1 pseudogene is annotated in these 350 nt (G+C 76.9%); it reads right to left on the bottom strand.

Annotation, left to right across the window (positions count from 1 at the left end):
* Window positions 1-350, bottom strand: a pseudogene (locus tag D180_RS22275) (TIGR04222 domain-containing membrane protein); the annotation flags it as partial.

Raw genomic sequence — 350 nt, 5'->3', positions numbered from 1 at the left:
CGGCCGCCAGCAGCAGGGCCAGCTGCTGGTCGGCGACGCGTTCGCTGCCGCCGGCCAGATAGGCCAGTTCGGTGGCGTCGAGCGGCGTGTCGAGCGCGGCGCGACGCAGTCCGCGCACGGCCAGGCGCAAGCGCGCGCCCAGGCTCCAGGCCAGGCCGATGCCGGCCAGGAACAGCAGCAGGAACGGCGGTCCGGGCCAATGCAGTGGCGACAGCGGACCGTGGCGTTGCCAGAGCACCGCGAACAGCAGGGCACCGCCCAGCAGCCAGCCCCACACGGCGATGCCGGCACGCGCCGGCGCGCTGCGGCGCGCGCCGGTCTGGCGCGGTGCCGGCGTGGATGGCCGCGTG

The organism is Xanthomonas sp. SHU 166 (assembly GCF_000364685.1).
GTDB classification, from domain to species: Bacteria; Pseudomonadota; Gammaproteobacteria; order Xanthomonadales; family Xanthomonadaceae; genus Xanthomonas_A; species Xanthomonas_A sontii.
The sequence above is the reverse complement of the archived record's forward strand: the minus strand, read 5'-3'. Positions and strand labels throughout refer to the sequence as shown.